The sequence below is a fragment of the Wenyingzhuangia sp. genome, from assembly GCF_039768515.1.
GTDB lineage: Bacteria > Bacteroidota > Bacteroidia > Flavobacteriales > Flavobacteriaceae > Wenyingzhuangia.
Window position 1 is genome coordinate 1 of record NZ_JBDNAI010000047.1, and the last position, 22,460, is coordinate 22,460.

General features: G+C 34.3%; 24 protein-coding genes. 9 read left to right on the forward strand and 15 right to left on the reverse strand.

What is annotated here, in order from left to right; genetic code table 11:
* On the forward strand, positions 1-321 hold a 321-nt coding region (locus ABF281_RS02990; protein WP_347180215.1), incomplete at its 5' end, for a DUF2797 domain-containing protein.
* A 103-nt stretch (positions 322-424) separates the two neighbouring features.
* Here ABF281_RS02990 and ABF281_RS02995 read toward each other — a convergent pair.
* Positions 425-775 (reverse strand): ArsC/Spx/MgsR family protein, encoded by a 351-nt coding sequence (locus tag ABF281_RS02995; protein WP_347180216.1) that lies wholly within the window; start codon positions 773-775, stop codon positions 425-427.
* A gap of 54 nt (positions 776-829) precedes the next feature.
* Here ABF281_RS02995 and ABF281_RS03000 point away from each other — a divergent pair, with 54 nt between their 5' ends.
* Entirely contained in the window at positions 830-1,294 is a 465-nt protein-coding gene (locus ABF281_RS03000) for a DinB family protein (protein WP_347180217.1), read from the forward strand.
* Here the strand turns inward: ABF281_RS03000 and ABF281_RS03005 are convergent, their stop codons facing one another.
* From ABF281_RS03005 to ABF281_RS03020, 4 genes are all read right to left on the reverse strand, one after another.
* Positions 1,295-2,557, reverse strand: a complete 1,263-nt coding sequence (locus ABF281_RS03005) for a leucine-rich repeat protein (protein ID WP_347180218.1) — start codon at positions 2,555-2,557, stop codon at positions 1,295-1,297. It lies immediately after the preceding gene.
* 117 nt (positions 2,558-2,674) lie between these two features.
* Positions 2,675-3,514, reverse strand: a complete 840-nt coding sequence (locus ABF281_RS03010) for a hypothetical protein (protein ID WP_347180219.1) — start codon at positions 3,512-3,514, stop codon at positions 2,675-2,677.
* A 40-nt stretch (positions 3,515-3,554) separates the two neighbouring features.
* A complete protein-coding gene (locus ABF281_RS03015; RefSeq protein WP_347180220.1) occupies positions 3,555-5,150 on the reverse strand; it encodes an Ig-like domain-containing protein in 1,596 nt (531 codons plus the stop codon).
* Between the two features lie 27 nt (positions 5,151-5,177).
* Positions 5,178-5,864, reverse strand: a complete 687-nt coding sequence (locus tag ABF281_RS03020; protein ID WP_347180221.1) for a phosphoribosyltransferase family protein — start codon at positions 5,862-5,864, stop codon at positions 5,178-5,180.
* Positions 5,865-5,927: 63 nt separating this feature from the next.
* On the opposite strand from ABF281_RS03020, the gene ABF281_RS03025 reads away from it, so the two are divergent.
* Entirely contained in the window at positions 5,928-6,830 is a 903-nt protein-coding gene (locus ABF281_RS03025) for a hypothetical protein (RefSeq protein WP_347180222.1), read from the forward strand.
* A 63-nt stretch (positions 6,831-6,893) separates the two neighbouring features.
* Positions 6,894-8,438 (forward strand): glycine--tRNA ligase, encoded by a 1,545-nt coding sequence (locus ABF281_RS03030; RefSeq protein WP_347180223.1) that lies wholly within the window; start codon positions 6,894-6,896, stop codon positions 8,436-8,438.
* A gap of 85 nt (positions 8,439-8,523) precedes the next feature.
* On the opposite strand, the gene arsB is transcribed toward ABF281_RS03030, so the two are convergent.
* From arsB to ABF281_RS03065, 7 genes are all read right to left on the reverse strand, one after another.
* On the reverse strand, positions 8,524-9,573 hold the full coding sequence (gene arsB / locus ABF281_RS03035) for an ACR3 family arsenite efflux transporter (protein ID WP_347180224.1): 1,050 nt from the start codon (positions 9,571-9,573) through the stop codon (positions 8,524-8,526).
* A complete protein-coding gene (locus tag ABF281_RS03040) occupies positions 9,574-10,203 on the reverse strand; it encodes a protein-tyrosine-phosphatase (protein WP_347180225.1) in 630 nt (209 codons plus the stop codon).
* A 41-nt stretch (positions 10,204-10,244) separates the two neighbouring features.
* On the reverse strand, positions 10,245-10,574 hold the full coding sequence (locus ABF281_RS03045; RefSeq protein WP_347180226.1) for a metalloregulator ArsR/SmtB family transcription factor: 330 nt from the start codon (positions 10,572-10,574) through the stop codon (positions 10,245-10,247).
* A gap of 78 nt (positions 10,575-10,652) precedes the next feature.
* Entirely contained in the window at positions 10,653-11,249 is a 597-nt protein-coding gene (locus ABF281_RS03050; RefSeq protein ID WP_347180227.1) for a lipoprotein signal peptidase, read from the reverse strand.
* 80 nt (positions 11,250-11,329) lie between these two features.
* Positions 11,330-11,719, reverse strand: coding sequence for a TraR/DksA C4-type zinc finger protein (locus ABF281_RS03055; protein WP_347180228.1), 390 nt, complete (start codon positions 11,717-11,719; stop codon positions 11,330-11,332).
* A gap of 6 nt (positions 11,720-11,725) precedes the next feature.
* Positions 11,726-15,130, reverse strand: coding sequence for an isoleucine--tRNA ligase (gene ileS / locus ABF281_RS03060; protein ID WP_347180229.1), 3,405 nt, complete (start codon positions 15,128-15,130; stop codon positions 11,726-11,728).
* 92 nt (positions 15,131-15,222) lie between these two features.
* A complete protein-coding gene (locus ABF281_RS03065; RefSeq protein WP_347180230.1) occupies positions 15,223-15,960 on the reverse strand; it encodes a TerB family tellurite resistance protein in 738 nt (245 codons plus the stop codon).
* A 226-nt stretch (positions 15,961-16,186) separates the two neighbouring features.
* On the opposite strand from ABF281_RS03065, the gene ABF281_RS03070 reads away from it, so the two are divergent.
* Complete coding sequence (locus tag ABF281_RS03070) at positions 16,187-16,600, forward strand: BrxA/BrxB family bacilliredoxin (protein ID WP_347180231.1); 414 nt, start codon at positions 16,187-16,189, stop codon at positions 16,598-16,600.
* 51 nt (positions 16,601-16,651) lie between these two features.
* Here ABF281_RS03070 and ABF281_RS03075 read toward each other — a convergent pair whose 3' ends face one another.
* The 3 genes from ABF281_RS03075 to ABF281_RS03085 are packed head-to-tail and all read right to left on the reverse strand — an operon-like array spanning position 16,652 to position 18,734.
* Positions 16,652-17,341 carry an RNA pseudouridine synthase gene (locus ABF281_RS03075; RefSeq protein ID WP_347180232.1) on the reverse strand — a complete coding sequence of 230 codons (690 nt, stop codon included), beginning with the start codon at positions 17,339-17,341 and terminating at the stop codon, positions 16,652-16,654.
* Positions 17,342-17,352: 11 nt separating this feature from the next.
* Complete coding sequence (gene yihA, locus ABF281_RS03080; protein WP_347180233.1) at positions 17,353-17,967, reverse strand: ribosome biogenesis GTP-binding protein YihA/YsxC; 615 nt, start codon at positions 17,965-17,967, stop codon at positions 17,353-17,355.
* A complete protein-coding gene (locus tag ABF281_RS03085; RefSeq protein WP_347180234.1) occupies positions 17,967-18,734 on the reverse strand; it encodes an alpha/beta hydrolase in 768 nt (255 codons plus the stop codon). Before ABF281_RS03085 ends, yihA begins: the two co-directional genes overlap by 1 nt.
* A 221-nt stretch (positions 18,735-18,955) precedes the next feature.
* On the opposite strand from ABF281_RS03085, the gene ABF281_RS03090 reads away from it, so the two are divergent.
* The 4 genes from ABF281_RS03090 to ABF281_RS03105 all read left to right on the forward strand — a co-directional run.
* Positions 18,956-19,429 (forward strand): division/cell wall cluster transcriptional repressor MraZ, encoded by a 474-nt coding sequence (locus tag ABF281_RS03090; RefSeq protein WP_347180235.1) that lies wholly within the window; start codon positions 18,956-18,958, stop codon positions 19,427-19,429.
* Positions 19,416-20,315: a 16S rRNA (cytosine(1402)-N(4))-methyltransferase RsmH gene (gene rsmH, locus ABF281_RS03095; RefSeq protein ID WP_347180236.1), complete on the forward strand. Its 900-nt coding sequence runs from the start codon at positions 19,416-19,418 to the stop codon at positions 20,313-20,315. Before ABF281_RS03090 ends, rsmH begins: the two co-directional genes overlap by 14 nt.
* Before the next feature lie 2 nt (positions 20,316-20,317).
* Positions 20,318-20,641, forward strand: coding sequence for an FtsL-like putative cell division protein (locus ABF281_RS03100; protein WP_347180237.1), 324 nt, complete (start codon positions 20,318-20,320; stop codon positions 20,639-20,641).
* Between the two features lie 6 nt (positions 20,642-20,647).
* Positions 20,648-22,460: penicillin-binding protein 2 (locus tag ABF281_RS03105; protein ID WP_347180238.1), on the forward strand; the 1,813-nt coding region annotated here is incomplete at its 3' end.

The following is a 22,460-nucleotide window of genomic DNA, read 5'->3' on the forward strand; positions in this document are numbered from 1 at the left end:
GTGAGTGACAAAACAAGTTGGCAGAAAATGTTGAAGAATAATGTGGAGCAGCAAGATTTAGTCAAAATCAAACAGGAGTTAAAACCGTATTTGCCAGAGGAGACAAAACAATACTATGTAGGAGATGATCATATTTTAAAATTAAAATATCCAGTTGAAAAATATCCAGAAAAGGTAGGGAGTTTGAATCTAGATAAGGACCCTTTTTATGAGGGGGTCTTAAAAGGAATAAAAGCTCAATATTTGATTTTTGAAGACGGGAAAGTTTTTAATGTTAGAGCGAATGAGGGGTACAAAGTGCAAATAGAAATTACATCATAAAAAATAGTTAATCATTCAGAGGCTATTTTATTTAGGACTAACCAAGAATACGTTTAGGGAGAAGCCCATAAAATTACATTTTACCTTTTGTATTCCTTTGTTGCTAAAAATTGGTTTTTTCTACCAACTGAGCAATAGTTTTTTTGCCATTCCCAATGAATATTTCATCGTCTACAATGGCAACAGGCCTCTTTAGAAACGTATATTGCTTCAAAATTAAATTTTTGAAGTCACTCTCACTTAGGTTCTTGTCTTTTAAACCTTGATCTTTATATAGTTTAGCTCTTTTGTTAAATAAGGCTTCGTAAGAATGGCTAAGTTCGTACATCTTATGTAGTTGCTCTTTTGTTACAGGGTTATTTTTGATTTCTTGAATTTCAAAACCTTCAAGATGTAATTGTTTCATGATTTTTTTACAAGTATCGCAAGTTTTTAGGTAGTATATTTTTTTCATAAGTCTATGGTGTCAGCTATCTTTGTTGCTGTCAAATGTATAAAAATAGAAATTATGGACATTGCAAAGCAGATAGATGTTTTACAAAAAGGAAGAGTTTTAGTTTTAAAACTAATCAGCAACTATACTTTATCACAAATCAATTCAATTCCAAAAGGGTTTAATAATAATATAGGATGGAATGTAGCACATTTGGTTGTGACTCAGCAGTTGTTGTGTTATAAATTATCAGGTTTGCCTACTGTTTTGTCACAGGAAATGATTGACAGATATGCAAAAGGAACCTATCCAGAGAATTATAACATAGCACAGGAAGAATGGGATCAGATTAAAACATTGTTTTTATCATTGCCGGAAAAATTGAAGTCAGATTATGAGAAGGGTGTTTTTGTCAAATATACTGAATACACGACAAGTGTAGATGTGACTTTAGACGGAATAGATAAAGCAATAGCGTTTAATAATTTTCACGAAGGAATTCATTTAGGGGTTGTTTTAGCTTTGAGGAAACTAATTTAGTCAATCCTTGCTTGGTTTTTTCTGAAACAACTTATACACAAGACCTATGCTAGCAATAGAGTTAAAGTCGTTGGATTTGTTACTAGTCAGATTAGGGTTTACACCGTCCATCCAATCCGATAAATAGTATTTGATTCCTAGTTGAGCGATCAAATTCATGTTAGAAGATATTTTATACCTAGTACCCATGGCACAGTTTGCAGATAGAACAATAGCGTTTGTTTTTGCAATGAAACTTGATTTGTAATTGTCGGGGTATCCATTATTTCCACCAGCATTATTATTAAAAGCCCTTTTTCCTGGGTTGTAAACGGGGCTACTCTTTACATAATGCACCCCAAAACCAAGCGCAACATATGGATTTAGGTTAATTTCTTTGTTACTTTTAGCCATGCATTTGATTACGTCCTTTAGATAAAATTGGAGTTCGTTATCCATACTTAGCAATAGTGTTTTAGAGGTTAACTTACCCAGTAATACCTTGTTTGGGGTATTGTCAATGGTGTAAAGAGGTGGGTTTTCTATTTTAGCGTTTTTAGTACCATATGAGTAATTATTAAAAAAAGAATAGTTAAGAGAGAAATTAGTTTTTAATATCAAGTTTTTAAGTATTTGATTATTTTCATACCCTCTTAGTTTAATTCCAAGATAATGAGCAGCACTGAGTGTTGCCCCATTGATAGTAATAAATTCGTGTAAGATATATTTTGGCGCAAAATCTGAATTGAAATTCGAGAGCCCAATGCTAGCTCCTATTTCATGTGTCGTGGTGATGAGTTTATTCTGTTTTGGGTACGATTTTCCTCCTGCTTCATTTATACTTTTGAATCCACCCCAGCGGTACGCATAATAATCACTTGTTAAACCTGTAGGAATGTTCAACACTATATTCTCCCTGTGCTCAAATACATCATGCAAGACAAATGGGACTGTATGAGCGCAAGTTACTTCTGATAAATCATTATTCTGATAGAAAGCTTTAGGTTCAATATATTCAAGTTTGGCGGGCAACGTTACACTAGTCAGTCCTTTAGCTGCAAAAGCACTATTTCCAATATTAGTTACAGTGTATGAGTTTTTTTGATAATCTATGGTGTCTTTGAGAATAAGATTTGTGTCGGTTCCTGTATAATTTGTTATGGTTGCCGTTCGTGCTAGCGTATCTGTTATGATGTATTCTATATTATTGCTGGTGAAAGATTGTGAATAAAGGTCAAAGGTACCAAGCAATATAAAAATGAAGAGTCGAATGGAATTCTGCATATTTAAAATCTTAAATGGGATATTTTTTTGCTAAAGTACAAATTTAAGGGGTTAAATATATTTAAATCAATAATTTTTTGATTATTTTTTTATTTTTTATTTAAAATAATATGGATTTTAATATAAAGAATAGATAAGACCAACACTTATTGTAGAATTAAAATCATTCGATCGGTTGCCTTCCAACATGGGATTTACCCCATCAATCCAGTCAGAGAAATAGTATTTTACATTCATCTGTGCGATCAAGTCAAAATTAGACTCCAACTTGTGTCTTGCACCAAAACCCAAATGAGTAGAAATTACAGCATCATTTGTTTCTTTAAAAAAACTAGAGTTATAATTGTCAGGATATCCATTATTACCTCCTGCATTATTTGTAAAAGCTTCTTGCCCAGGGTTGTATTCTGGTGTAGCTTGTACAGAGTGTATTCCAAATCCCACTGCTACAAAAGGGTTTGTGCTATTTTTATACCGGTGTCTTATGCGTTTGTTCAGAAACCTTGCCATATCTTTTAAATAGTATTGTAACTCGCTTTCTAAGCTTATTATTGTTGTCTTAGAAGTTAGTTTACCGAGTAAAACCTTGTTAGGTGTAGTGGCGTAAGTATACCTGGGAGGGTCTTGAAGTTTAGCGTTTTTTGTATCGTAAGAATTATTGTTAAACGAAGAAAAATTCACGCCTAGATTCGTTTTCAAAATGAGTTTCCTCAGTAATGAATTTGGTCTATAATTTTGTTGGACAAGTTGTAAATAATGAGTTGCTTCAATCGACAGTCCGTTAATGGTTGTGCTTCCGAATAAAATACTTTTGGGTGCAAAGTCAGAATTGAAATTGGAGACACCTATGTTGACGCCAATTTCATGTCGGTAGACATGATTGAAATATCTTTGTGCGTTACTTTTGGTTGAAAGTAACAAGACTATCCCAAAAAGTAAAAATAATTTTTTCAACATGCTTTAATAATGAATCAGACCTCTAAAGTATGAAAAAAACTTAAAAGATTTTTGTTATGTCAATCGTTTCATTGATGAGGTAGTTTGCTCGTAGTTTGATTTTTTTTTCAAAATTATACACAGGCTCTGGTTGGGTTTTTAATGTAAAATTACCATTGTCAAATACACTGTTTTTGTTGAGGTCTTTAATTATTCGTATTTGATATTCTCCGGGAGTAAGATGTTTAAAATTTACATCTTGGGATTTTTCGATTACAGTAACCGTCTTACTAAGAAATAAATTGTTAGAGATCTCAACTAATAATTTTAGATTGTTAGGGTTTGTGATACCAATTATAATTTCTCCATATTCTTCAGGATCAATTGTTTTTACTTTAATGATCTTTTTTTTAGATGTCGTGTTCAAAATATCTGTAAAAGCTAACTCTTTTAAGATTAAAGAGTAGTTTTTGTTAATTTTTCTTTGAAAGTCAATAAAAATTTGGTGTTTGTTTATTTTATTTATCAAAGTAAAAGCAATAGGTATAGAATCTTGTTCTAGTAAAACGATACTGTCTTTGTTTATTAATTCGATAGGATTATTACTAGACAGTATGATGGAGTCATTAGGATGAAGTATTCCTCCATTGTTTGTGTTGAGGGTCAAAGAATCTATTTTTAAGTCTCTAGGTATTCTTGCAAAATCATAATTCATGGTGTCTTGCTTAATGTTCAGGTAAATGGAGTCTGTAGGTTTTTTTTTGAACCAAAAGTAAAGCGTGTCTTTTGAGGTGGGTTTTGTAACCAAATAGTTTTTCTTCTCCAGCCCGGTAGCTGATACTTCTGGGAGATCTTTTCCTTGATAGCCTATGATAATTACATTTCCATTTGTTTGTGTTGGCCTAAGTACTTTGTTGTCTTTTGGCTCCTTAAACAGTATGAAATGATCAATTGAATCTGTTTCTTTTAACTGAATATCTTCATTTAGAAAACCAATCCTTTCCTGTCCTTTGTCATAGACATAATTGTTGTTTTTGTCTTCTAATGCTATGATTTTATAATTTGATTCGGATAGATTTTCTAGGGTATATGCGTTGCTATCTAAGGTGTTGGTTAAATAATCAGGAGTATAGCAGCCCACAAGTGTGTCATTGGCATTTTTGTAAGCCAATATGCTTATGTTTTCAATCTCTTTGTCAACTTGCAAAGGATCTAAAACTTTTCCACTAAGACTTAATGAATCAACAAAAGATCCGGTACTGAATACATATGAAAATTTACCTAGCTCATTTCCTTCGTTATTGTCAATGATGCTGTTTCCAAAATTGATAGTGTAGGTAGTGTTTGGTTTTAGAGTATCCAAAAATTTGATGCTTATTTTTTTAGAAACACCAATTTCAGGTTTTATGATTGGCCTAGTCTCCATAGGGGGAGATATGATGAGCTGAGTGTTTAAGTTTTTAAATTTAATATACTCGTCAAATAGAATTTCAACTTTTTTAGCCTTAAAATTACTTGTTTTGTTTGTGGGTTTTGCAATAGCCATTACTGGGGGTATACTATCAGTTGGTCCGCCAGTTGGACTGCCTATCCTAGCACAATTCCATTGCAGCATTACCCAAAAAGACATGAAAATAATTCTCAGATGTTTCATCATTACAAATAAACAGTTTTTTGTCATTATTTAGATTGCATAAGCAATGGTAATGAGGGATATATTAACATTGTTTAATGCTTTGATTGCTTTTATACAAGAAATCATAGTTGCACCAGTTGTCAATATATCGTCCACGATTAAAACATGTTTTTGGTTAAAATTATATTGCGGGTTAGCAGTAAATAAATTGGAAACGTTACTATTCCGATCTTCTTGATTCAGACTTGTTTGAGATTTGCTGTATTTTATTTTTATCAATGCATCCTTTAGGTATTTTGCTTTTATATTCTCTGCAATTACTTTGGCAAAGACTTCTACTTGGTTATATCCTCTTTCTTTTTCTTTTTTTGGATGTAAAGGAACTGGAATCACGATATCGATATCCTTAAATCGCTTGGTTTTTTTAAGTTCATTAAGAACAGATTTTCCGGAAAATTCCCCAAAAGTTTGTAGGTCGAAGTATTTTAGTGATTTTATGAGGGTTTGTATCGGAGTCTTTTTGTGATAAAAATATAGCGAAGCAGCACTGGAGACATCCACTTTGCCATAGAATATTTTTTCTAGTGGATTGTTGTGTTCTTCAAAATGAGAAGTGAATTCAAGTTGATGATCACAAGGAAGACATAAAAATAGCCGCTGATTTGGGATGATACACTTACAGTGTAGGCATCTGTTAGGAACGAATAAGTCTCTTAAATCTTTTGCAAGTGTCATGACTTTTAATTTAAAAATAAAGAATTATTTTAAAAAAGTTATATTTAATTAAATTTATGTTCTATGAAAAATACAATCATAACACTTTTAGGGATAGCTATGGCTGGACTTTTGGTTTATCAGTACAAGATAACCAATGAGAACAGCCTATTTAAACAAGAGGTTTTAGAAGAAAAAAAATCTTTAGAGGATGATTTTGCTTTAGCTCTTCAGAATTTAAATCATAAACAAGAACAAAATATAGCCATTACCAAAGATTTTAATCAAACAAACAAAAAACTCAAAGAAATAAGAGTTGACCTAGAAAAATCGAAAAAAAAATTAGAACATTTAAAAAACAAACTCCATCAGACCAAAGAGCAAAGTTTTAGAATCTTTCATGTGATGAGAGATTCTCTTCAAGGTTTGAAAACAAATAATAAATTATTGTTTGACCGTTTAGATTCTATTAGATCTTCCAACGATAGTCTTAGGGTAGCCATTGCGGTAGTGAAATCAGAACTAAACATTGAAAGATTAAAGAGTGAAAAAATCACTTCAAAATTAGCGAAGGCCACAAAATTTATTATTTCGCAAGTAGAGGTCTATGGAGTCAGAGAAAAAAAATCTGGCAGATTAAAAAAAACCAATCGATACAAAAAAGTAGATGCGATTAAGGTTCAATTTTCGATAATAAACAATAGACTGTTAGCAAATGAAGCATTAGATGTGTTTTATGTAATAAAAAATTCCAAGGAGGATTTGGTTAAACCCACAGGAGAATTTTTTCACGGAAAAATCTTAAAAAAGTATACAGATGGAACTAGACTTGTCTCAAATGGAGAGACGATGCGTGTGACACATCAAATATCTTTAAAAGATGCTGCTCTGAGTAAAGGATCATATACCATTGAGTTTTATAGTCTAGATGGGTTATTAGCAAAAGAAAGATTTATTTTGAAAACTAATTTTTTAGGTGTTTTTTAAATAAAACATAGAGTTTTTAGAACGGAGTAATTATTATACCAAAAGCTTTTATATTTTTGCGTAATGGCAAAACAAGAAGATCAGTTTAAAAATGTGATTTCACATGCAAAAGAATACGGATACGTATTTCAGTCTAGTGAGATTTATGATGGGTTAAGTGCAGTTTATGATTATGCACAAAACGGAGTAGAGTTAAAGAAAAATTTGCGCGACTACTGGTGGAAAGCGATGGTACAAATGCACGACAATATTGTAGGATTAGATGCCTCAATTTTTATGCACCCTACTACTTGGAAAGCTTCGGGTCACGTAGATGCTTTTAATGATCCATTGATAGACAACAAAGATTCTAAAAAAAGATATCGAGCAGATGTTTTGATAGAAGATTACGTTGCCAAATACGATGATAAAATTGAAAAAGAAGTAAAAAAGGCGGCAAAGCGTTTTGGAGATGCTTTTGATAAGGTACAGTTTTTAGAAACAAATCCGAGAGTTCTTGGCTACAAGGCAAAAGGAGCTGATATTTTGGCAAGAATGGGTAAATCTTTGGAGCAAGAAGATTTAGCGGATGTAAAATCTTTGATAGAGGAATTGGGGATTGCCTGCCCTTTGTCAGGGTCAAAAAACTGGACCGATGTAAAACAGTTCAATTTGATGTTTGGAACCAAACTAGGTGCTTCTGCAGAACATGCTACGGATTTGTATTTACGACCAGAAACAGCTCAGGGTATTTTTGTTAATTTTTTAAATGTGCAAAAAACAGGAAGAATGAAAATTCCTTTTGGAATTGCACAAACAGGGAAAGCGTTCCGAAATGAGATTGTAGCTCGACAGTTTATTTTCCGTCAACGTGAATTTGAACAAATGGAAATGCAATTTTTTGTTCGTCCTGGTACTCAAAAAGAATGGTATGAGACCTGGAAAACTTCTCGACTAAAATGGCATATTTCATTAGGATTAGGTGTTGATAATTACCGTTTTCACGATCACGATAAGTTGGCTCATTATGCTGATGCAGCAGCGGACATCGAATTTAAGTTTCCCTTCGGATTTAAAGAATTAGAAGGAATACACTCCAGAACAGATTTTGATTTGAAGGCTCATCAAGAATTTTCGGGAAAGAAAATCCAGTATTTTGATAATGAAATCAATGAAAACTACACACCATATGTTGTAGAGACTTCTGTTGGTTTGGACCGATTGTTCTTAGCAGTATTTTCTAGTGCTTTACAAGAAGAAACACTAGAAGATGGTAGTCAAAGAACTGTGTTAAAACTACCTTCTGTGGTAGCGCCAATAAAAGCAGCTATTTTACCTTTGGTTAAAAAAGATGGATTACCCGAAATAGCAAAAGAAATATTTGATCAATTAAAGTTTGATTTCAACGTAGCTTATGATGAAAAGGATGCTATTGGGCGCAGGTATCGTCGACAAGATGCTAATGGGACCCCATTTTGTATTGCTGTAGATTATGAAACGAAAGATGATAAAATGGTGACCATCCGTCATCGAGATACCATGGAACAAAAACGGGTAGCAATAGCAGATTTAAAATCAATAATTGACGCAGAAGTGAACATGGGTATTTGGTTAAACAAAACCAAATAAACCATTATTACATTTTATAGCATTAAAAAAGAGGAGTTAGTACTCCTGTTTTTTAATGCTCCTATTTTTCTTACGATAGTGAGGTTTAGGGGGTCTCTTTTGTAAAATATTTTTTTTTCAGCCAAAAAGATATTTTAACCAGCACTATTAATGCTGGAACCTCCACTAACGGACCAATAACACCTGCAAATGCTTGGCCAGAGTTTAATCCAAAAACACCAATAGCTACGGCAATGGCCAATTCAAAATTATTCCCTGCAGCAGTAAATGCAACAGAGGTAGTCTTATCATATTCGGCACCATTAGCTTTTGTGAAAAAGAAACCGATGAAGAACATCAAGGTAAAGTAGATCAACAAAGGAATGGCAATGATCAAAATATCAAGTGGGATTTCAATGATCAACTTACCTTTTAGAGAAAACATGATCACAATAGTAAATAACAGTGCGATTAAGGTTAGAGGTGCTGTAGAAGGAATAAATTTTGTAGTATACCATTCTTCTCCTTTGACTTTTACAAAAAGGAATCTACTTGCAATCCCGAAAACAAAAGGAATTCCTAAATAGATGGCAACGCTTTCTGCAATAGTTTTTATGGAAAGGTCTATGATGGCACCCTCAAATCCAAAAATGGGAGGGAGTACAGTGATGAATAACCAAGCGTAAAAACTATAAGCAAATACTTGAAAAATACTGTTTAGAGCGACCAAACCTGCTCCGTATTCACTATTTCCATCAGCGAGGTCATTCCATACCAATACCATAGCAATACACCGTGCTAAGCCAATTAAAATAAGTCCGACCATGTATTCGGGGTAGTCACTTAAAAAAGTTATGGCAAGTAGAAACATTAAAATAGGACCTATAACCCAGTTGAGAACCAAGGATAGAGAAAGAATTTTAACATCACTAAATATTTTAGGTAGTAATGAATAATTAACCTTAGCTAGAGGTGGATACATCATCAAAATTAACCCAATGGCAATAGGGATATTTGTTGTGCCACTACTCATAGCGTTTATCGTTTTAGGAAAATTTGGAAATAAAACACCAATTCCAACACCAATACCCATAGCTATAAATATCCACAGCGTTAGGTTTTTATTTAAAAAACTCAATTGTTTTGATTTTGACATTTAAGATTTTATTTGTGAGAATATATAAATCATCTCGGTTGCTATTTGTAAATTTCTTTCGTTGTATTTTTCAGTTTGTTGTGATGTGTGGTCAAAAACTTTGGGATCTTCAAAAGTAAGAGGGATTCTTTTTTCGGCTCCAACAACTATTGGGCATCCTTTGTCTGCTTGTTCACAAGTCATGATCGCTGCAAACATTTTTTTTGGATTTAAAGTGTCATTATACTTCTTTGAATATCCAATAATTGGATGCTCACTTTCTGCATACTTGATGTTATAAACAGGATTGTGGTTGTCTGTTATTTTGTCAATTTGGAGGCCACTGTTTTCTAAAGTTTCAATTACTTTTGGATATAAGGCTGTCTCTTCAGTTCCTCCAGAGTAGCAAAACACATTTTGTATGTTAAAATAAAAGCTAGCAATTTGTGCCCATATTTGAGAAAAGTGACTCCTTCTAGAGTTATGAGTACAAATAAAGTTAAGATGAATTTCCTCTTTTGAATTGACTTTTGTTTGGATGTATTTTACAAGAGGGAGTAGTACTTTTTTGCGATCTAGGGAAATATTTAAGGGCTTCAAGTCTACAATCGTTTGTTCTATTTTATCTAATACATTTGATTTTGTATTCATTATTTTGAGATTATTTTTTAAGAGGTAAACGGAGGTAAATTTCAGCAACAATTTGTCTTAGCAGTATCTTGATTTAGAAACAAATACATAGTGTCTTTCATTTTAGACCAATTTTCATCGTTTATACAATAACATACACTTGTTCCTGATATGTTTCCTTTGATCAAGCCTAAGTTTTTTAATTCTTTAAGGTGTTGTGATATTGTAGGTTGGGCCAGTCCAATTTCAAGAACTAAATCTCCACAAATACAGCTGTTTAGCTTAAATAGGTGTTGCAAAATAGCAACTCTAGCAGGGTGACCAAATACTTTTGCAAAAAGAGCAATTGTATTTTGTTCATCCGTAAATATTTCGGTTTTGACTAATCCCATAACATTGTATTTTTATATTGCAATATTACGATTAATAAATAAACAGATTTATAAAGCCAAGTTAAAAAAACGTTAAAATTAGTTTTTAGGAAAAACTTTTTTACCAAAAACCAATAAAATCAAAACTCCTATCGAAATAGCGCTATCTGCAACATTAAAGATGGCATTAAAAAATGTAAAATATTTTCCACCAATCCCAGGTAGCCAAGAGGGTAAAACACCATGCCAAATAGGAAAATAGAGCATGTCAACTACTTTGCCATGGAAGACAGAGCCATAAGCTTGGTTGGTATTGAAAACTGACATTTGTCCGTAAGATTCAGTAAAAAGTGCGCCATAAAAAACAGAGTCGATAATGTTTCCCAAAGCACCACAAAAGATTAGTGAGATTGAAACGATTAATAAATTATGTGCTTTATCTTTGATGCTTTTGTGCAGCCAGTACCCAATTCCTATAATGGCTATCAGTCTGAATAAAGTTAAAATCAATTTCCCAGTTCTACCTCCAATTTCAGTTCCCCAAGCCGCTCCGTTATTTTCTATAAAGTGGATTCTAAACCAATCAAAAACATAAATCTCTTCATTTAAAATAAAGTTTGTCTTGATGTATATTTTACTAATTTGATCTATCAATAAAACAATGATAATCAACAGTATAGATTTTTTTGTATTCATATATATGGGAAAAACAAAAGTTTAAAATAGCCATCATAAACACTTGTCGTGTTATGATTTAAAAATAAACTCTCAATTAACTATTTGTTTCCTGCATTTTTAGCATCAATGCTTAAAGTAGCGTGAGGTACAAGTCTTAAGCGTTCTTTCCTGATTAATTTACCAGTTGCACGGCAGACACCATAAGTTTTATTTTCGATACGAGACAGAGCATTTTTCAAATCACGAAGAAACTTTTCTTGACGTATTGCTAGTTGCACGTTTGCTTCCTTGGACATGGTCTCAGAGCCTTCTTCAAAAGCTTTAAACTGTGGGGAAGTGTCATCAGTGTTGTTTGAACTTCCGTTTTTGTATGAGCTTTGTAGGATCTCTAAATCCTTTTTAGCACGTTCAATTTTGTTTAAAATGATTTCTTTAAACTCTGCTAAATCTTTGTCATTATAGACTGATTTTTCGTTTGGTGTAGTCATAATGGTTTAAATTTTATGAATTAATATTTTACTTTTTATTTCGTCGAATTCTATCTCTAAGCCTTCACTTAATTCGTTTACAAAAACCAATTGGCTGGTGAGGGTTTCGTTCATGATGTATTCTTCATTTGTGGTGATTGCTTCTTCTAGCAACTCGTTCTTTAGTATAGATAGTTTGATTTTATCTGTTACTTCCAGGCCAGAATCTTTTCTCAAATTTTGCACTCTATTGATCAGTTCTCTTGCAATCCCTTCGTTTTTTAATTCTTCGGAAATCACAACATCTAGAGCAACAGTCAGCCCTCCTTGATTTACAACTAGCCAACCATCAATATCTTGAGAGCTAATTTCAACTTCTTTCAACTTTAAATCTACTAAATTTTCTTCAACTTTAACTTTGATTTTTCCGTCTTGTTCTAGTTTTGAAATATCATCTTGTGTAAATTTTTTAATTTCTTCACCAATAAATCTCATTTGTTTTCCAAAGCGTGGACCTAAAACTTTAAAATTAGGTTTGATGTTTTTCACTAATATTCCAGACGCATCATCAAGTAAGTTGATCTCTTTTACATTTACTTCCGATAATATTAAATCTTGTACAGCCAAAATATCTGTTCTTTGTTGCTCGTCTAGGACAGGAATCATAATTTTTTGTAAGGGCTGTCTAACCTTTATCATTTCTTTTTTACGAAGAGAAAGTACCATTGATGATATTTGTTGTGCTTTTTGCATTTTACGCTCTAAGACTTTGTCAATGGCTTCTGAGTTTACTTTAGGGAATTCAGACAAATGAACCGATTCATGAGTTTCAGTCTGTGTCGCTGTGGTTAAATCTTTATACAAATTATCCATAAAGAATGGTGCTACAGGCGCTCCCAATTTCGCTATCGTAAGCATACAGGTATAAAGGGTTTGATATGCTGATATTTTATCGTTACCATATTCTCCCTTCCAGAATCGTCTCCTACTCAACCTTACAAACCAATTAGATAAGTTTTCAGTTACAAAGTTCTGAATCTCTCGGGTCGCTTTGGTCGCTTCATATTTATTGTAAAACTGTTCAGTTTTTAAAATCAAAGTATTGAGTTCAGATAAAATCCATCGGTCAATTTCTGGCCTATCTTCTAGCTTTATTTCCTCTTCTGAGAAGTTAAACCCATCAATATTTGCGTACAAAGTAAAGAAAGAATACGTGTTATATAGGGTTCCAAAGAATTTACGTCTCACTTCATCAACACCTTCCAAATCAAACTTTAAATTGTCCCATGGGTTTGCGTTGGAAATCATATACCAGCGGGTAGCATCGGGGCCATATTGATCCATGGTCTTAAAAGGGTTTATTCCGTTTCCTAAACGTTTTGACATCTTTTTGCCATGTTTGTCTAAAACCAGCCCGTTAGAAACTACATTTTTGTAGGCCACATTATCAAATACCATTGTGCTGATTGCGTGCAAAGTATAAAACCATCCTCGAGTTTGGTCTACTCCTTCTGCGATAAAATCCGCAGGGTAAAATTCACGACGATCAATTAACTCTTTGTTCTCAAAAGGATAATGCTGTTGGGCATAGGGCATCGCACCAGAGTCAAACCATACATCAATTAGATCTTCTTCTCTTTTCATTGGTTGCCCATTAGGAGAAACCAAAGTAATTGCGTCCACTACATTTTTATGCAAATCAATCGTATTATAGTTTTCCTCAGATTGATTTCCGATTTCGAAAGCATCAAAGCTTTCAGGATTTTTAATTCCAGCGGCTCTAGCTTTTTCGATTTCTGACTTTAATTCAGCGACAGAGCTAATCAGTATTTCTTCTGTTCCATCCTCTGTTCTCCATATAGGCAATGGAATTCCCCAATAGCGAGAACGAGATAAGTTCCAGTCATTTGCGTTTTTTAGCCAATTTCCAAAGCGACCTGTTCCCGTAGATTCCGGTTTCCAATTGATGGTTTCATTCAATTCAAACATACGTTCCTTTACCTCTGTGATCTTGATAAACCAAGAGTCCAAAGGATAGTATAAAACAGGTTTGTCAGTTCTCCAACAGTGTGGATAGCTGTGTTTGTATTTTTCTACATTAAATGCTTTGTTTTCTTCTTTTAGTTGAATAGCGATTTCTATATCAATAGATTTTTCAGGAGCTTCTCCCTCTTGGTAATATTCGTTTTTTACATACTTCCCTGCATGTGGAATTACGTGTTTGGTAAATTTACCTTGAAGATCTACTAGAGGTACAGGGTTGTCATTTTCGTCAAGTACTAACATTGGTGGTACTTCAGGGGATGCATTTTTAGCGACAAAAGCATCGTCTGCACCAAAAGTTGGAGCGGTATGTACAATACCGGTACCATCTTCTGTGGTTACAAAATCGCCTGTAATTACTCTAAAAGCATTTTCTGCTTTTTCAAACGGTAGTGCCCAAGGTAATAATTGCTCATATTGAATTCCTTCAAGTTCCTTTCCTAGGAAAGATTCATCAGATAAGAAAGGAATTTTTTTGTCTCCCTTTTGGTAATTTGATAATTCCTCTTGGCTAGAGACTTCAATAAATTTTTTCCCAAATTGTTTTCCAACTAAGTTTTTCGCAAGAATGACCTGGATGGGCTCGAATGTGTATTGATTAAATGATTTTACCAGAACGTATTCGATTTTAGGGCCCACGGTTAAAGCAGTATTGCTAGGTAGAGTCCATGGAGTAGTAGTCCATGCTAATAAATGAACTTCTGGTAAATTTTGTAAACTTTTGGGGAGTGTTTTTTTAATTGCCCTAAATTGAGCAACAACAGTAGTGTCTGTAACTTCTTGATAAGCTCCGGGTTGGTTAATTTCATGAGAACTCAGACCTGTCCCTGCTTTTGGCGAATAAGGCTGAATGGTATATCCCTTGTAGATCAAATCTTTCTTATAAATCTGGCCAAGCAACCACCAAACGGACTCCATATACTTAGGTTTGTAGGTGATATAAGGGTCATCCATATCAACCCAATACCCAATGCGTTCTGTCAAATCATTCCAAATATCAGTATATTTCATCACTGCTTTTTTACAAGCAATGTTATAGTCTTCTATAGATATTTTAGATCCAATATCTTCTTTAGTGATACCCAGTTCCTTTTCAACCCCTAATTCTACGGGTAATCCGTGAGTGTCCCAACCAGCTTTTCGTTGCACTTTAAAGCCTTTCATGGTTTTGAATCGTGGGTAAACATCTTTGATGGTTCTCCCTAAAACATGGTGAATTCCTGGTAATCCGTTTGCAGAAGGAGGACCCTCAAAAAAAACATAAGGCTCATTACCTTCTCTGGCTTCTATACTTTTTTGGAAGATATTATTTTCTTTCCAAAACTTAAGCGTATCTGATGCAATGTTGGTTAAACTTAATCCTTTGTGTTCTTTAAAATTTGCACTCATTTTTTTGGGTATTCAATTTGGTCTGCGAAATTACGGTTTTAATTGATGAATAACAATAGGGGTTTTTATTGGTGCTTATTGATAGAAAAGTATCAAAAGCCTCTTTCTTTTTTTAGAGTTTCATAGGCTTGTTGAATTTTTAGGAATTTTTCTTGAGCACCTTTTAGATGCTCTTTCCCTAAGTGGGATAGTTTATCTGGGTGGTGAAGTTTAACCAGCCTTCTGTAGGATTTTTTTATACGGTCATTGTCATCCGATTTAGAAACCTCTAAAATCTGATAAGCAGATTCAGTGTGGTTATAAAACATAGCTTTGAGTGCATCAAAACTAGTTTGACTCACAAGTAAATAATTGCTGATATCTTGGATTGTTTCTAACTCTATTTTGGCGATATGTCCGTCTGACTTTGCAATTGAAAACAAAAAATGGATCAGTTGTACACGAGATTCGATTGTCATGTGATTTCTGATCTGATAACATACTTCTTGAGTAGAAAGTGAAGTGTCGTTGACGATCCCTTTGAAGAGTTTAAACGCGTTGTTAGCTCTTTGTTTTCCATACATCTGAACAAAATACTGACGAACGTAATCCAGTTCTTTTTGTAAAATTTTACCGTCTGATTTGATGACGACTGCCGCTAAAAAAAGCAAACTGATTTCAAAATCTCCGGCTTGAGTAGAGCTATTCTTAATGTTGTCGGCTTGGAATTCAGAATAATCTGAAGCTGCCCCTTTGAGAGCAGTCCCTATCAAATAACCCAGTGCTGCTCCAATAGGTCCTCCGGCAGCCCAACCGATTCCTGCTCCTATCCAACTTGCAAATTTTCTCATTTTTTTATGCTTAATTTAACGTTATGATGATCAGTTTTCAATGAACAATAATCTTGCCTTAATCATATTCGGAAGAATTGTCAGTATTGAAGCTTAAATGTGACTATGTATGTTTGTATTTGATAAAATGTCACTCCTTAAGGTTTTGGAATATTTATTGTTTAAATTTGCCTGTAGGTTTTATCATTTTAAGATCATTTTGAAAAAAAATTAAAAAAGTATAAATATGTATCCACAAGAATTAACAGCTCCAATGGAGGCTCAATTAGTACAGTCAGGAGTAGAACCATTAAAAACTCCAGAAGCAGTAGAAACGTTTTTAGCAAAAGAAGGTACTGCTTTAGTCATCGTCAATTCAGTTTGTGGTTGTGCGGCAGGGACCGCAAGGCCAGGAGTAATCGCTTCTTTGCAAAATGCAAAATTACCAACAAGTGTTGGGACAGTGTTCGCTGGAGTAGATGGACCAGCGGTTCAGAAGGCGCGTGAGTTTATGATCCCTTTTCCACCATCTTCTCCAGCGGTGGCTTTGTTTAAAGATGGGCAATTGATTCACATGTTAGAACGTCATCACATTGAAGGACATTCGGCAGAAGCCATTGCAGCAAACTTGTCAGGAGCATATGACGAGTATTGTTCGTAAAAGATTAGATAAAAAAAGAGTTTCAATTTTTATTGAAACTCTTTTTTTTATCTAGCATTCGCAACTTTTCCAAAGGGTATCCTTAGGAGTAGTGGCGACCAACGATATAGGTTCTTTCTTGACAGGATGTGTAAATGTTATTTTGCGAGCATGCAAATGGATACTGCCATCTTTGTTGCTTCTTTTAGCGCCGTATTTTAAATCACCCTTGATATAACAGTTGAGTGTTGAAAGTTGTACTCTGATTTGATGATGTCTTCCCGTTTCTAGTTCGACTTCAAGTAGTTGAAAGTTTTCTAGTTTCTTGAGGATTTTATAATGCAAGATTGCTTTTTTTGCTCCTTGGGTATTCTCATTACAAATTCTAGATTTGTTGTTTTTAGGATTTTTAACTAAAAAATGAATTAGGCTTTGTTTGTCGGGGATTTCGGTTTTATTGACGACAGCCCAATATGTTTTTATGATTTTTTTATCTCGTAATTGTTTGTTTAAACGTTCCAAGGCTTTAGAAGTTTTTGCAAAAATAACGATTCCTGACGTGGGTCTATCCAATCGGTGTACCACACCCAGAAACACATTCCCAGGTTTATTCTCTTTGTCTTTGATGTATTCTTTTACAACATCGCTCAGAGGTTTGTCTCCTGTTTTGTCTCCTTGAGAAATATCTCCAGATCGTTTGTTGATCACAATAATGTGGTTGTCTTCAAAAAGAATTTGTAAGTTGCTTTTGGTAGAGTACATGGGGGAGAAATTTATAAGCTACCGGAGTTAAAATCTTTATTGATGCTGTTTATAAAGTTTAAAATTTCTTCTTTCCCATTTTTATTAGTAGATGATGAAGTGAAATATTTAGGAAAATATTCAAATTTATCTTTGAGCATCTCAGCTTCATATTTAGCAATATTTTGTGCAATTGCCTTAGGTTTTAGCTTATCTGTTTTTGTAAAGATGATAGCAAAAGGAATTTCGTTTTCTGCTAAAAACTCCATAAAAGCTACATCTATTTTTTGCGGAGAGTGTCTAGAGTCTATAAGCACGAATGTGCAGATGAGTGCCCTGCGTTGCTTGAAATAATCAGTGATAAAACTTTGAAATTCTTTCTTAGTTGTTTTGGAAACTCTTGCATATCCGTACCCAGGCAAGTCGACTAAAAACCAGTTCTTGTTGATTTTAAAGTGATTGATCAGTTGTGTTTTTCCTGGAGTACCCGATGTCTTTGCTAATTTGTTTCTTCCAGTAATCATATTGATTAAAGAAGATTTACCAACATTAGACCTCCCAATAAAAGCGTATTCAGGGATGTTATCAGAAGGACATTTCGAAACTTCTGAATTGCTGATGACAAATTCAGCAGATTTAATTTGCATTATTTAATGTTGTGTTTGTCAAACCAACCCGCTACAATGTCGTTAAACAAACCTGGATGCTCCATCATAGGTGCGTGCCCACATTTATCAATCCAAAACAATTCTGAATTTGGCAAGAGTCTATCAAATTCTTCTGCTACTTCTGGTGGGGTTACATCGTCTTGTTTACCCCAAACTAAGCATACTGGAATTTTCATTTCAGGTAGATCATTTGACATGTTATGGCGAATAGCACTCTTAGCCATGGCTAGGATTCTGATCACACGATTTCTGTCATTCACAGCTTCAAACAAGTTGTCTACCATTTTTTTTGTAGCTGTTTTTGGATCGTAAAAAACAGCTTCGGTCTTTGCTTTGATATATTCGTAATCTCCTCTTTTGGGATAAGTATCTCCCATCGCTTTTTCGTACAAACCAGAGCTTCCTGTCAAAACTAGAGAATCGACTAAGTGAGGGAAAGCTTTCGTGATGTAAAGAGATACATGTCCTCCAGCAGAATTCCCAATGATTACAGATTTAGAAACGTTCTTATACTCCATAAATTTCTTAACAAATTTTGCTAAGTTTTTTATGTTGGTTTTGATAATAGGTAAAGTATAAATCGGCAATTCAGGAACTAGTACTTTGTATCCGTTTTTTGAAAAGTGCTCGACAACTCCTGCGAAATCATCAAGAGTTCCCATTAATCCATGGAGAACAACAATTGTTCTTCCTTCACCGGCTTCAATATATTTAAACTCTCCTTCTGTCTTAACGTTATAATCCATACTTATTCTCTAGGCTTAGTTTGGTTGCAAATGTAAACTTTTTTTGATAAAAAACTATCTATTCATAAATATAGCCCTCACTTACAGGCTATAGATCTTAACATATTGATATTTAAAATGTAAGCATTTTCCGTAGTTGAGGTAAAACTTATTAACAATGTGGGGTAAAGTGGTAAAAAGTGGTAAAATATTTTATATTTTTGAAAAGTTAAAGTGTAGTAATGAAGTCAATCATCGGTACTTATGAATGTAGAACAGATGCCAAAGGGCGTGTGATGCTCTCGGCTGCCTTGAAGAAACAGATAGAAGGTGTTTTGCATGAGGGTTTTGTTTTAAAACGTTCCGTTTTTCAGCCCTGCCTAGAACTGTACCCAATGTCTGAGTGGAACAAAGTCATGGGGCAGGTAGGGAAACTGAACAGGTTTGTGAAAAAAAACAATGATTTTATTAGGCTTTTTACTGCAGGAGTTAAAAATATAGAGTTGGATGCTTCTGGAAGGTTGTTGCTGCCAAAAGATTTATTGGCATATTCTAAAATATCAAAAGATGTTGTGCTGTCTTCAGCTGTATCGATCATCGAGATTTGGGACAAAAAATTGTATGAAGAAGCTATTGATGGAGCAATAGGAGGTTTTGCTGAATTGGCAGAACAAGTAATGGGTGGTTTAAATAATGGAGAAGATGAGCTATCATAAACCTGTCTTGTTAAAAGAGAGTGTTGAAGCTTTGGCTATTAAGTCAGACGGTGTTTATGTAGATGTTACTTTCGGAGGAGGCGGACATTCTAAGGAGATACTATCACAGTTGGGAGAAGAAGGTAGGTTGTTTGCCTTTGATCAAGATCCTGATGCGCATGAAAATGATTTGCAAGATGATCGGTTTAAATTGATCCCGCAAAATTTTAGATACATAGAAAGGTTTTTGAGGTTCTATGGGGTTAGGAAAGTAGATGGAATCTTGGGTGATTTTGGGGTTTCTTCTCATCAGTTTGATCAAGCTGAAAGAGGCTTTTCTACACGTTTTGATTCACGTTTGGATATGCGAATGGATCAAAAGTCAGAAGTAAGCGCGGCTCATATTATCAACCATTACAGCCAAGAAGATATTGCAAATATTCTTTTTCAGTATGGGGAATTGAGGAATGGAAGAGCTATGGCTAAAGTCATTGTCGATAGTCGTGAAAAAAATAAAATTGAGACTAGTTTTCAGTTGAAGGAAATACTGATTTCTTTTTTACCTAAGGCAAAAGCGCATAAAATTCTAGCACAAATTTTTCAAGCCTTGAGAATAGAGGTAAATCAAGAATTAGAGGTGTTAAAAGAGTTTTTGATTCAGATTCCAAACCTTTTGAAAGAAGAAGGGAGGTTGAGTGTGATTTCGTATCATTCTTTAGAAGATAGATTGGTGAAAAGATTTATTCAGAAGGGGAAATTTGAAGGGGAGCCGGAAAAAGATTTTTATGGAAACTTTAGTGTTCCCTTGCAAAAAGTTGGTGGCTTAGTTTTACCCACAAAGGAGGAGGTCAAAATGAACAACAGAGCCAGAAGTGCCAAGTTGAGAATTGCTAAGTTAAAAAGTTAGTCATGGGAGTTGGTGAGTTTTTTTCAAGTGTTTTAAAAGGAGATTTTTTAATTAACAGCAGTGCGGTAAAAAGTTGGAAGCTCATTTTTGTGATTTTAGGAATGTCCATTGTAATGATTACATGTGCTCACAAGACAGATGAAAAAATAATTAAAATAGCAGTCCTCAACAAAGAAATAAGAGCTTTGAAAGCAGAGTATATTGATAGTGCAACCAAAGTTGTTCATTTGAAATTAGAATCTACAGTCCGAAATCAAGTTGAGCCTGAAGGGTTGAAATCGTCAAAGGAACCTCCCATAAAAATCGTAGTAAAAAAACAAAAATAGAAAAAATTGAGTACCACAAAGAAAAACATAATAGACAGATTGGGATGGCTGGTGTTGATACTAGCTCTATTTTTTGTCGTCTTGATTGTTCGAGTGGGTTACATTCAATCATTCCAAGGAGAATACTACAGTAAAATGTCTATTAGGCGCACAATCAAAACGGATACTATTTTCGCAAACAGAGGAAATATATACGCTACTGATGGAAACCTTTTAGCAACTACCATGTCCAAATATACTGTTAGGTTAGATATGGTTACCATCGAAAATAAGCTTTTTGAAAATAAGATTAACGCCTTGTCAGACTCTCTGTCTGTTATGTTTAATAGGCCATCTTCATATTACAGGAATTATCTGCGGAATGCAAAAAGAAAAAAAAACAGGTATTTATTACTGACTAGAAATATAGGTTACATTGATTACGCTAGACTAAAAACCTTTCCAATTTTAAAACTAGGACCATATAAGGGTGGACTGATTACAGAACAAAAAAATGTAAGAGCAAGACCTCTAGGGGATTTAGCGGTAAGAACAGTTGGGTATTCAGACTACAGAGGAAATGTTGGTATAGAGGGTGCTTATATCAATTATTTAAAAGAACACCATGGCTTAAGAAAACAACAAAAAATAGCCAAAGGGCAATGGAAGCCTATCAACGACACAAATGAGAGAGAGCCTAAAGACGGTAGTGATGTGGTCACAACTATTGATGTAAATATTCAAGATGTGGTCCATACTGCATTGTTAGAGCAATTAGAGACTTTTGAAGCGGATCACGGTTGTGCCATGGTTATGGAGACAAAAACTGGAGAAGTAAAAGCCATAGTCAACCTTGGGAAGTATCCTAACGGTGATTATTTTGAAAAAAGGAATTATGCTATTTATGAAGCACAAGAGCCTGGGTCCACGTTCAAGTTAGCTAGTTTACTAGTGGGTTTAGAAGATAAAAAGGTAGATACTGGAAACATTATCGATACCGAAAAAGGTAGAATAAAAGTTTATGGAAGAAGTATCGTTGATTCTCATAGAGGAGGGTATGGAAAAATCTCTCTAGCCAGAGCTATTGAGGTCTCCTCTAATGTAGGGATTGCTAAGATGGTGATGGATGCTTATAAGTCAAATCCTCAACAGTTCGTAGACGGAATTCATAAGCTAGGCTTCGGAAAAAAAATAGGGGTACCGATTAAGGGGGAAGGACAGCCTTTTATTCCAAATCCAAAGTATGTAAAAAAAGGAGATCCAAAGAGTTGGAATGGTTTGTCTTTGGCCTGGATGGCTTGGGGTTATGGTGTTAAAGTTACACCGCTTCAGTTGTTGACCTTTTATAACGCGATTGCTAATAATGGGATCATGGTCAAGCCGAGATTCATAAAAGAATTAAGAAATGAGGGGGAAGTAGAGAAGGTTTTTGAATCAGAGGTACTCAATGATAAAATTGCGTCAAAAGAAGTGATCGACAAACTACAGCATATTTTAAAAAATGTTGTTGTTCGTGGTACGGCTGAAAAGCTCTACTCGCCAAGTTTTTCTATGGCTGGAAAAACGGGAACTTGCCAAACGGAATACTGGACTGGAAACACGAAGTATATTTCTTCATTCGTTGGTTTTTTTCCAGCAGAAAACCCAAAATATTCATGCATAGTAGTTGTTAATAAACCCAATAAGAGAATGGGGTATTACGGTGCTACTGTTGCTGCACCAGTGTTTAAAGCCATTGCACAAAAAATATACACAAGTTCGTTGAAAGAAAAACGAGCCTCTTTAGAAACACCAATACTAACCTCTTTAGAAAAAGAGGATCAGGAGTATCAACAAGAAA

Coding starts and splice junctions, on each gene's coding strand:
- ABF281_RS02995 (WP_347180216.1), bottom strand. CDS start 775: ATGAAAAAAATATACTACCTAAAAACTTGCGATACTTGTAAAAAAATC.
- ABF281_RS03065 (WP_347180230.1), bottom strand. CDS start 15,960: ATGAGAAAATTTGCAAGTTGGATAGGAGCAGGAATCGGTTGGGCTGCC.
- ABF281_RS03010 (WP_347180219.1), bottom strand. CDS start 3,514: ATGTTGAAAAAATTATTTTTACTTTTTGGGATAGTCTTGTTACTTTCA.
- ABF281_RS03005 (WP_347180218.1), bottom strand. CDS start 2,557: ATGCAGAATTCCATTCGACTCTTCATTTTTATATTGCTTGGTACCTTT.
- rsmH (WP_347180236.1), top strand. CDS start 19,416: ATGAGCTATCATAAACCTGTCTTGTTAAAAGAGAGTGTTGAAGCTTTG.
- ABF281_RS03040 (WP_347180225.1), bottom strand. CDS start 10,203: ATGAATACAAAATCAAATGTATTAGATAAAATAGAACAAACGATTGTA.
- ABF281_RS03025 (WP_347180222.1), top strand. CDS start 5,928: ATGAAAAATACAATCATAACACTTTTAGGGATAGCTATGGCTGGACTT.
- yihA (WP_347180233.1), bottom strand. CDS start 17,967: ATGCAAATTAAATCTGCTGAATTTGTCATCAGCAATTCAGAAGTTTCG.
- ABF281_RS03020 (WP_347180221.1), bottom strand. CDS start 5,864: ATGACACTTGCAAAAGATTTAAGAGACTTATTCGTTCCTAACAGATGC.
- ABF281_RS03075 (WP_347180232.1), bottom strand. CDS start 17,341: ATGTACTCTACCAAAAGCAACTTACAAATTCTTTTTGAAGACAACCAC.
- ABF281_RS03090 (WP_347180235.1), top strand. CDS start 18,956: ATGAAGTCAATCATCGGTACTTATGAATGTAGAACAGATGCCAAAGGG.
- ABF281_RS03085 (WP_347180234.1), bottom strand. CDS start 18,734: ATGGATTATAACGTTAAGACAGAAGGAGAGTTTAAATATATTGAAGCC.
- ileS (WP_347180229.1), bottom strand. CDS start 15,130: ATGAGTGCAAATTTTAAAGAACACAAAGGATTAAGTTTAACCAACATT.
- ABF281_RS03030 (WP_347180223.1), top strand. CDS start 6,894: ATGGCAAAACAAGAAGATCAGTTTAAAAATGTGATTTCACATGCAAAA.
- ABF281_RS03070 (WP_347180231.1), top strand. CDS start 16,187: ATGTATCCACAAGAATTAACAGCTCCAATGGAGGCTCAATTAGTACAG.
- ABF281_RS03100 (WP_347180237.1), top strand. CDS start 20,318: ATGGGAGTTGGTGAGTTTTTTTCAAGTGTTTTAAAAGGAGATTTTTTA.
- arsB (WP_347180224.1), bottom strand. CDS start 9,573: ATGTCAAAATCAAAACAATTGAGTTTTTTAAATAAAAACCTAACGCTG.
- ABF281_RS03045 (WP_347180226.1), bottom strand. CDS start 10,574: ATGGGATTAGTCAAAACCGAAATATTTACGGATGAACAAAATACAATT.
- ABF281_RS03050 (WP_347180227.1), bottom strand. CDS start 11,249: ATGAATACAAAAAAATCTATACTGTTGATTATCATTGTTTTATTGATA.
- ABF281_RS03055 (WP_347180228.1), bottom strand. CDS start 11,719: ATGACTACACCAAACGAAAAATCAGTCTATAATGACAAAGATTTAGCA.
- ABF281_RS03000 (WP_347180217.1), top strand. CDS start 830: ATGGACATTGCAAAGCAGATAGATGTTTTACAAAAAGGAAGAGTTTTA.
- ABF281_RS03015 (WP_347180220.1), bottom strand. CDS start 5,150: ATGATGAAACATCTGAGAATTATTTTCATGTCTTTTTGGGTAATGCTG.